This is a genomic window from Pseudovibrio ascidiaceicola, assembly GCF_900114245.1.
Lineage (GTDB): Bacteria > Pseudomonadota > Alphaproteobacteria > Rhizobiales > Stappiaceae > Pseudovibrio > Pseudovibrio ascidiaceicola.
This window is the reverse complement of the sequence record NZ_FOSK01000024.1, coordinates 24,286-31,624: the sequence shown is the minus strand read 5'-3', so window position 1 is coordinate 31,624 and position 7,339 is coordinate 24,286. Positions and strand designations below refer to the sequence as shown.

5 protein-coding genes are annotated in these 7,339 nt (G+C 46.7%); 3 read left to right on the top strand and 2 right to left on the bottom strand.

Going from position 1 to position 7,339, the window contains the following annotated elements; translation table 11 throughout:
• Nucleotides 1-257: transposase (locus tag BM231_RS26155; protein WP_139226410.1), on the bottom strand; the 257-nt coding region annotated here is incomplete at its 3' end.
• Nucleotides 258-403: 146 nt separating this feature from the next.
• On the opposite strand from BM231_RS26155, the gene BM231_RS26150 reads away from it, so the two are divergent.
• The 3 genes from BM231_RS26150 to BM231_RS26140 all read left to right on the top strand — a co-directional run bounded on the left by BM231_RS26150 (nucleotide 404) and on the right by BM231_RS26140 (nucleotide 6,353).
• Nucleotides 404-1,234: an FG-GAP repeat protein gene (locus BM231_RS26150; RefSeq protein WP_093524279.1), complete on the top strand. Its 831-nt coding sequence runs from the start codon at nucleotides 404-406 to the stop codon at nucleotides 1,232-1,234.
• 50 nt (nucleotides 1,235-1,284) lie between these two features.
• Nucleotides 1,285-4,614 carry an Ig-like domain-containing protein gene (locus BM231_RS27495; protein ID WP_093524277.1) on the top strand — a complete coding sequence of 1,110 codons (3,330 nt, stop codon included), beginning with the start codon at nucleotides 1,285-1,287 and terminating at the stop codon, nucleotides 4,612-4,614.
• A gap of 962 nt (nucleotides 4,615-5,576) precedes the next feature.
• Nucleotides 5,577-6,353: a 5'-nucleotidase, lipoprotein e(P4) family gene (locus tag BM231_RS26140; protein ID WP_093524285.1), complete on the top strand. Its 777-nt coding sequence runs from the start codon at nucleotides 5,577-5,579 to the stop codon at nucleotides 6,351-6,353.
• Between the two features lie 413 nt (nucleotides 6,354-6,766).
• Here the strand turns inward: BM231_RS26140 and BM231_RS26135 are convergent, their stop codons facing one another.
• Complete coding sequence (locus tag BM231_RS26135; protein WP_093524283.1) at nucleotides 6,767-7,279, bottom strand: DUF1269 domain-containing protein; 513 nt, start codon at nucleotides 7,277-7,279, stop codon at nucleotides 6,767-6,769.
• Between the last annotated feature and the right edge of the window lie 60 nt (nucleotides 7,280-7,339).

Sequence of the window (7,339 nt, the reverse complement as noted above, 5' to 3'; positions counted from 1 at the left end):
AACGCTGCCGCCTTTTTTAATAAATCTCTCTCTTGCCGTAAAAGCTCGTTTTCCTTGCGCAAGCGGGCTAATTCTTTACTCGCATCCTCATGCGGCCCTGACAGTAAATCCTGATCCCGAAACTCCTTGATCCAGCGGTTCAGCGTAGCACGGCCCACACCCAGATCGGCGGCAATTTCAGGAATGGGTCGACCACTCACTTCTACCAGCCGCGCTGCTTCCCGCTTAAACTCTTCCGTGTAATGTTTGCGCCCCATAAAGTCCTCCTGATCTTAATGTATCAGAAGGCTCTCTACTTTTCCTGAGCCAGTCCATTACTGACTATTTTTCCTATAGACCACACCGCAAATTATATTTATATGCAAAATACAACTAGTGGTAAGCGGTGCTTTGGGAATTTTACATGTTTGATACCGGTAATATCTCCAGCGGTAATCATACTCCCGTATTTCTAGACTCAGAGCTGATCTCTGATTTCATCAAGCTCACTTCCGGCCAGATTGTCCAGACTGGGCAGCTTGGCAACGCAGTTGCGATCAATGGAAATGGCGTGATTGTCGCCGGTGCTCGAGATGATGCACCAGATAGCAGTTATCAGGCTGGCTCAGTCCTCATCTTTACACCGTTGGAAGACGGTACTTACGTGGAGCACCAACTCATTGCCCCTGACGGGGTTGCCGGCGATCACTTTGGCGATTCTGTTACTATTGCCGATGACGGCACGGTTGTCGTAAGTGCGACCATCGCTTCCCCCGATGGAAACTCTGAGAGCGGGGCCGTCTATGTCTATAAACCAGATGGCAACGGCGATTATACCGTTCCTATAAAGCTTGTCGCCTCAGATGCCACACAGCTCGATAATTTGGGCTCATCTGTAGCCATAAACGAAAGTGGTCAAATCATTGTCGGTGCAGCTGGCGATGATGCTAATGGTGACCTTGGCGCAGGTTCGATATATATCTACACACCTGAAGCATCGGGAGACTACAGCGAGATCAAACTCACCGCGCCGGAGGGTGAAGGCTTGGCAAATTTCGGCAGCTCCATTTCTTTCAATGAAAGCGGCCTGATCGTTGTCGGAGCCAAGGGCGAACTAAACGATACAGCGCATTATATGTCTATCATTCGTCTCTCGATGGATATGCAGATCCTGTTAAGCTGGATGCTCCTCAACTCCCAGTCGGAGACAAACTCGGAACGTCCGTTGCTGTTAACGAAAATGGGCAAATACTAGTCAGTCAGCCTGGCAATTGGATTGATGGGGGAGCTGCAACCGGGTCCGTCTTGCTTTATACCCCAGATGCAGATGGTAATTATTCTGGTTCAACTGAATTTATAGCAGCTGATGGTGATGCTAGCGACACGTTCGGGTCTGCCGTTGCGATCAACTCTAGCGGTACCTTCGTAGTCGCAGCTGCAAACGATGAAGCAAACGGCTACGCCTCTGGCTCAGTTTATGTCTTCGTCCCGCAGGAATATGGCACTTATAAAGAGTTCAAGATTGGTGTACCGGACGTAGTTGCCGGTGATGGATTTGGCTTTGCTGTTGCCATTAGCGAAGATGGCACTGCCACCATTGGCAAGCCGGGTAATGACAGCACAACCGAAATCAATACTGGTGCTATCTACGTCATTAAGCCAGACCCGAATGGTGATTACAGCGGGCTCGCCAATGAGTTGACGCTTTATGAAACAACCGACACCTCGGACATTGTCGGCCAGCTGAGTTTGTCATTCTCCGATGCGGATGTGGCTGACGTAGGCCACACGGCAAATATAACAGGCCTCAGTCTATCAGGTGTTCAGAACGGCCTGAGCAAGCTCACCGAACAACAACTGTTAGATCTGCTTACCATTGGCTCCATTGACACTTCAGAACAGTCGCTCTTCGGAAAAGTCAACCTTGACTTCACCGCCGGCTATGAGGTGTTCAATTACCTTGCTGAAGATGAGGAAGTCACACTTACCTACGCGGTGGAGCTGGATGACGGTAATGGCGACACGACTGAGGGCACGGCCAAAATCATAATCATTGGCACTAACGATACACCACAAGCGGAGGATGTTGCAGTAACGGTCTTAGAAGATGATCGTGATTATTTGATCCAGACCGGTCTCGTTGACCCTGATCGTTCAGACCGCTTAGCAATTACATGGGGTACTGATAGCGTCGAAGGTAAACTTGAGCGCTATGGAAATAACTTTGAGTACTCGGCGTTTCCGCACTTCAATTACCTTGCTGAAGGCGAGAGTGCCACAGAGACCTTCACTTATACCGCCGATGACGGCCACGGTGGGATTATCACGCGCAACGTAACAATCACTGTTGAAGGGGAAAATGATCGTCCCTATGTCAGAGATATTGAAGCGACCACTATTGAGAACCAAGAGGTCGATATTGCGCCTGATTATAGTGATGTAGATGCCTCGGACACGCATACGATTAGCTTCGACAACAGCGAAACAAAAGGCGTGGTCACATTTGCCGATGGTGTCTTTCATTATGACCCAAACGGACAGTTTGATCATCTGCTTGAAAAACAACGTGGGTATGACACTTTCACTTATACGGTCGATGATGGGCATGGTGGTATCGTTACCAAAACAGTGACAGTTTTAATTGTTGGCGCTGTTGATCCTGTTTCTGATTTGCGGGTTGAAGCCCTTCCAAATAACATGGAAATAGTGCCTCAAATTGACAATGATTATGACCAGTATTCTCATGTGATCGCGACATCTGAGAGCGGTGTCATTGTTGTAGGAGCTCCCCATGCAAATCTGACGGAAGGGATTATACATGTATATCAACCGGATGGTTTCGGGAGTTACATAGAAACTAGAATTTCTCCATCAGATGGTCAAAAATCAGATTATTTTGGATGGGATGTTGCCATTAACCAATATGGAACCATCGTTACCGGCGCATACAGGGCAAATAATGACCATGGCGCCATTTACATCTATGAACTGGACGGCACTAGCAGATATACCGAAACCAAACTAACCTCATCTTTAGACCAAAGAGAATTCTTTGGTTCATCTGTCTCCATAGGTGATGATGGAACCATTGTTGTTGGTGCCTATTGGGGCAAAAACAATACCGAAACCAGCGGTGCTACCTACATCTACAAGTCAGATGGATCTGGAGGATATTTAGAGACTCGATTAGCTCCAGATGACATTTCTCTGCAAGACGCCTTTGGAAAAGACGTCATGATAAACTCAGAGGGCATAGTCGTTGTTGGTTCACCAAGTAACGATGACTTGGGATTTGAGGCTGGTGCAATTTTTGTATACAGGCCTCAAGCTAGCGGAGGATATGAAGAAGTAAAACTTCATTCATCAGACGCAGCAGAAAGAGATCAGTTCGGTGAAAACATCACCATCAATGATGATGGAGTGATAGTGGTTGGAGTTCCCGCAAAAAAGGCTGTGTACGTTTATACACCTGATGAAACCGGAACTTATTCCGAAACGAAGCTGGGAGCTACAAACCATTTATACCAAGAATTTGGAGAAGCAGTTGATATAAACTCCAACGGGCTAATCGTTGTTGGCGTACCAGGGTATACTTACATTAATTCCCAAGGCGATCGAGTAACGAATTTGGGTGGGGTTGCTGTTTATACCCCTGATGCGGATGGAGGGTACACGGAGCAGTTCTTGTTTCACCCAATCATTGGGGACATTGGGCGTAGTCATGAAAATGGGCGATTTGGGACATCCGTATCAATATCAGACTCCGGTGTGGTTACGGTAGGATTCCAGAAAGCCTACGCACATAGAGCTCGAACCTATCAACTCGTCCCCGACGCTGAAGGTCAATATAGCTTGGTTAAATCAGAAGCAACTATTGATGAGACTTCAGATTATGCACCTATACAAGCTGCAGTAGACGTTGTTTTTTACGATAAATACGGTAGTTCCCATAGTCATGAAGGGAAAGCTATTGCTGTTGAAGCCAGTGGCAACGTAGATGGGCTCGATACCACATCATTGCTGGAATTCTTAACTTCGGATGGATTTTCACATGGCCTAAGAGCCGATATGCCTGCTGGGTATGGAAGAGCACATTTTTCGTTTGATGCACCATCACATGTGTTCGATTATCTAAATCGTGGAGAAGATGTTACTTTAACCTACACGATTGAAATCGATAATGGCAACAATACTCCCACCTCCACTGAAATCAAAATCGCGATTATCGGTCGTGATGATATGGGCACAGTAACTAGCGATACTCTTATAGGTAGCGATTTTAATGACACGATGCTTGGCCTTCAGGGAGAAGATACAATCGACGGAGGGAAAGGAGCTGACTTTATCGACGGTGGTGACGGGAACGACACGCTTACTGGCGGTTCATCCTCGGACACCTTCCGGTTTGTAGGTGTCAATTTTGGCAACGATGTCATCACTGACTTTGAAGCAGGTTCAAGTATCCGAGATTTAATCAAGTTCGATCAGACAGTATTTGCCGACTTCAATGCGATCATTGAAGCCGCAAGCGAGAATGGCGCTGATACTATGATTACTCTCGGAACAAGTAATTCTGTCACGTTGAAGAGCGTTTCAATTGCAGAGCTGAATCCGGACGATTTCCAATTTGTCTAACGTGCCCTAATAAATCTAGGCCTTCAGCGAATGCTGAAGGCCTTTATACTGTGTGATATTTAGCCGAAATCAAAGCACGTCCGGCCAGTGCATGACTTCGGCCTTAGGTCGATTTATTCAACTTGTTGCGGAGTGACTAAAGCTGACATTAGCCTAGTTACAGATCGTCTCATCCAGAGCTAGACATCAACTTGGGATGGCTCTTGACCAGCTTAACGCTGAGGGCCAATATCGGACCTTCGCATGTTTCTATCAAGAGTTGAGGCAGCCTTCATAAAAGCGCGTTCAGCTATCTTCATGAAGGGTTTGTAATTCTCTAAATAGCCATTCATGTAGTGCGCCGTTCTGCCTCATTTATCACTCCTGACGGAGGATTTTGGGGCAAATCACTCCCTTATTCATTTCTATAAGGCTTCTATAGGGAACTCAATGGAAGCTAATGAGAGCGTTTGAAAGCCGGCTTTCACCCACCTTCGCTGTCGCTGATACTTTTTCAGATTAACTCGAGAAAAAACATTGGCTTCTTTGAGACTGTCGGCAGTTTTCAATTCTCAAGAGTTGTTCGAAAATTGCTACCTGCCATTAACGAGCTAGTGTAACGTTTTCAATTGGAAGTGGGTGTCGCTTAATGTGAGGTTCAAAAATGGCCTCTCCCTCTTGCCCGAAGATTCTAACATTCTTGCTAACAGCTCATTGCCATGATTTTTCCGCTCACACCACTTTGCCGAACCGCCGAAAACTTATGAAGTGAAGCTGTGACCAGAACTCCTAGATACCCAGTTCCCATCGTGTCATGCTGACCGCCTAGAAACCAAGTAAATTTTCGTCTGTCGATAGACGATGTCAATAAGACTATTAACACGGTTTAAGATCGGCTGTGAGTTTTGTATGCCTCATGACCATGGCTTTGTGAAATTTCACAAAGCCATGAAAGCAAAAGCTCAATGAAAGAGAATAGTCTTATGAAACAACGCTTCCTCACGACTTCCGTACTGACCTGTTTGACCTTGGGTTCACTGGCGCAGGCGAGCTTCGCGCAAGAAGCTTCCTCAAACGACTGTTCTGTTGCGGAGTTCACCATGGGCTTGCGTTTCCAGCAGCAATCAGCGGAAGTTCGGGCACTACAGAGACAAGCCTACAACATTGCTACGCAGAAACTTGCAGCTGCAGTCGAAGCGGCAGATGATCCTTCGAAACTGGCTATTGTTTCTGATCTGGATGAGACTGTGATTGATAATAGTGCCCTGTTGGCTCGTGATCTGAAGAACTGCCATACATATGATGTATGGGACACTTGGCTCCCATGGGAGCGCGATGGCAAGCCGACATTGATCCCTGGAGCAAGGGAATTCTTAAACTACGCAGATGAACTGGGGGTTTCTATTCGCTATATTTCAGACCGTGCGGACAAGCAGAAAGATTACACACTGGCCACATTGAATGAGCTGGGTTTACCACAGATCAGCCCCGAGACTGTTCTTCTGCTTGGACCACCCAAAGTGGAGCGACGTGAGATTGTGCGGAAGGATCACCAGATTGTCCTGATGCTGGGGGATACATTGCATGACTTCGACGGCGGTTTCCGCAAAACTCCTCTGGATCACCAGAAATCCCTTGTCGATGAGAATGCCGCTAAATGGGGTGCAGAGTGGATCGTTTTCCCGAACACCGCCTACGGCACGTGGTCCGAAGCTCCTTTGGCCACATGGAGCGATGAGACCATCATTGAAAAATGGTGACTAGATCAGTTTATCTTTTCAAATCGCTAGATTTTCTGGTGATTGATTGGCCTTAATGCTCGACTAATATGCGTAGAAGTGGTGTCAGAGGCTCATGTCTTTGTTGGTTTGCGAAAACACTCGAAGGTCTATGAGGTGAGCATGGCACCACTTGTACAGCCCTGCACAGAAAGACAAGCTGGGAAGTTCGTTTACGGTGCAGGATTTTCTTTTACCGAAAAAGGGGATTGAGACATCACATGCGTTGTACCCGGATTAGAAGCGCATACTAAAGCTGTATATCCGCAGTGTCTGTCTGTTTTCTCAGGGCAAGATGACGACCGCACTAAGTGATTACTCAAGTCCTTTAACGTATAAAGGTCAGGCTACGCCGTACCTCAAAGATATTAGTAACCTGACCTCATCCTTATATTCTATGAATTTACATTTGAAACTTCAGAATGAGCTGCGTCAAAGGCTTCACGAAGGGAGTTCTCTTTGGAGCGATCAAGATTTGTTCGAATAATATGACCACCCTGCTGACTGAGCTTTTCGATAACTTTGTCAGATACTTCTTTGCGTACCATCATAAACAAAGCTGCTTGACCTGGTTTGAGTATGGAAGCAACGTCCTTCATGAACTTATCGTTGATGCCATAATCACTGAGGGCCCCGCCAAGCGCCCCAGCTGATGCGCCTGCGACAACACCTAGAAGCGGGTTCAGGAAGATTAGACCAATCAGCAGTCCCCAAAATGCACCTCCCGCGGCTCCAGCAGTCCACATGTTGACCATCTGGTTGAGCTTTATTTTTCCGTGTTCGTTTGCCTTCGCAACCACTGCATCTGCAATTTCCACCATATACTCGTGCTGTAGCTCTAACAGTTCTTCACGGGCTTTTTCTGCTTCTGCTTCATTATCATAGCCAATGACGATCAATTCGGACATTTTTATCACCTTGTTTCGGTCTGAAAAACAAGCAAAACAGGCTTGAACATCAATCATTAG